Source organism: Mameliella sp. AT18 (genome assembly GCF_028807275.1).
Lineage (GTDB): Bacteria > Pseudomonadota > Alphaproteobacteria > Rhodobacterales > Rhodobacteraceae > Antarctobacter > Antarctobacter albus.
This window is the reverse complement of the sequence record NZ_JARAMO010000099.1, coordinates 1-1538: the sequence shown is the minus strand read 5'-3', so window position 1 is coordinate 1538 and position 1538 is coordinate 1. Positions and strand designations below refer to the sequence as shown.

At 40.5% G+C, this 1538-nt stretch carries 1 protein-coding gene and 1 pseudogene; one reads left to right on the top strand and one right to left on the bottom strand.

Translation table 11 applies throughout. From position 1 onward, the window contains the following. The first annotated feature begins 222 nt into the window (after positions 1–222). Positions 223–1242 carry an AraC family transcriptional regulator gene (locus PVW46_RS13265; RefSeq protein WP_274576148.1) on the top strand — a complete coding sequence of 340 codons (1020 nt, stop codon included), beginning with the start codon at positions 223–225 and terminating at the stop codon, positions 1240–1242. Between the two features lie 101 nt (positions 1243–1343). On the opposite strand, the pseudogene PVW46_RS13260 reads toward PVW46_RS13265, so the two are convergent. Continuing rightward, positions 1344–1538, bottom strand: a pseudogene (locus PVW46_RS13260) (hypothetical protein); the annotation flags it as partial.

The following is a 1538-nucleotide window of genomic DNA, read 5'->3' as shown; positions in this document are numbered from 1 at the left end:
ACGCTATCTTTAAAGGATGGCTGCTTCTATCACTGTTTGCTCGATATGAGACTGAACCGTAAGTTGCATATGCTTTTCCTTTCACGGCTAAAAATGGTGATTCAATACTTCTTTTCTATGTTGATTGAGACAATCTCTTATCCTACTTTAACAAATGACTTGAATTATGCTTGACTTTTTAGGACACTAAATTGATCTTTTAGGACAACATGGAATGTTGTAATGGGAAGTTATATTCGTGCAGCCAGCCTCGGCGGTTTTGAAGACTTAGTCCGTAGTTATGGCATAAACCCTATAGAAATCTTGAAAGAGATCGGGATTTTACCTGCTTTACTCCGCGATCCAGATTCATTTATTCATTATGATCATTATTTAAATTTATTGGAAAAAGCGGCCTTAGCCTGTCAGGATGACTGCTTCGGTTTAAAACTCGGCGCACTCCAAAATATTAGCACAATCGGTTTGATTGGCGTCTACATGTCCCGACAAACGAGCATACTTGAAGCCTTAAGCGTGGCGCAAAAATATGTCTATTTACATGCTGAAGGCATTGTCTTCCACGTCTCGCAGCATAATGCTCTACTCTGTAAGTTGAACTTTGTTCGATTAAGTGAATACAACACCGATGTACCACAAAAATCACAACTGGCCATTTGCCTTGTCGCGAATATTCTCAAAGATTTGATTGGCCCACAGTGGCATGCAGAAAAAATTTGCTTCAAGCAAAAAGCACCACAAAAAAGTGCTCAAACTTTCCAAGCACATTTTTCATGTCAGGTAGAGTTTGAAACCGATGAGGATGCGCTTTATTTTCCCGCAAGCTTTTTAAGTTATAAACCCTATAATTTTAATGAAGATGCCATCAATCAACTGATCGTACAGCAGCTTGAAACACAAAGCAGCACCAAAACTGAAGACAATACCGCACTGATAGAGAGTTCAGTCCGCATGCTGATGGCGACAGGAGACTGCAACATTGAAAATATCGCACTATGTATGGGCATGCATCCGAAAAAGCTTCAGCGTGCTTTAAAAATGCAAGAAACAACCTATCGAGATATACTCGAAAATGTCCGAAAAAAAGAAGCGCTTCGTATGCTTGATGCAGGCAATGTGAATTTGACAGATATTGCTCTACAGTTGGGCTATGCAGAGTTATCTATTTTCAGTCGCAACTTTAAAAGCTGGTTTGGCGTTCCTCCAACCGAGTTAAGAGACAAAAGTCGAAGCCATATTGTATGACTTCTGGTTTTGCTACTTCGTTAAATAAAAAGTACCCAACGAATTCAAGCATATAGTTTAAATCCATTGAATGTCACTCTAATCAATACAGACTCAATTGATTATTTCGGGAAAACAAAGGATGCGACCAAACGTGCCCCCCAACCTTTCGGGCTGCCGTCAGTATCATCAACCCAATATCGAGCACCACCGCCCACACTAATCGCCTGACCATTTAGGCGAATCACTTTGGTCACAGTCAAGTTGACAGGAACTGTGGCTTCTTCTGCATTCCAGTCATATGTCGTTGCAGTATT

Excerpts from the sequence above, each read along its gene's own strand:
- PVW46_RS13265 (WP_274576148.1), top strand. The coding sequence starts at position 223 with ATGGGAAGTTATATTCGTGCAGCCAGCCTCGGCGGTTTTGAAGACTTA.